Source organism: Mycobacterium sp. UM_11, assembly GCF_001414075.1.
In the GTDB taxonomy this organism is placed as follows: Bacteria; Actinomycetota; Actinomycetes; order Mycobacteriales; family Mycobacteriaceae; genus Mycobacterium.
Map to the genome: position 1 here is coordinate 1 of NZ_LATC01000263.1, position 334 is coordinate 334.

Below are 334 nucleotides of genomic sequence, written 5' to 3' on the forward strand. Positions count from 1 at the left end.
AGCCCCGGCCGGGGCCACCCCCACCGACGTCGTGACCATCTTGCAGGCCCTGCTCGACCACCACCCCATGCTGAGGCTGCGCGCCGACACGGAGCGGTCGCTGTCCGTACCCGAACCCGGCGCCGTCACCGCCGATGAGTGCCTGCACGCCGCCGAGGCGTTGACCGATGCGGCGCTCGCCCAGGCGCGCTCCTTCTTAGACCCCGCGGCCGGAAAGATGCTCAGCGCGTTATGGATCACCGGCGCGGGGCAGTTGGTGTTGATCGTGCATCACCTGGCCGTCGACGCGGTGTCGTGGCGGATCCTGGTGGAGGACTTCAACATCGCCTGGGCC

1 protein-coding gene is annotated in these 334 nt (G+C 70.1%); it reads left to right on the top strand.

What is annotated here, in order from left to right; genetic code table 11:
• The coding region (locus WU80_RS24940; protein WP_156349801.1) for a hypothetical protein at positions 1-334 on the top strand (334 nt) is incomplete at both ends.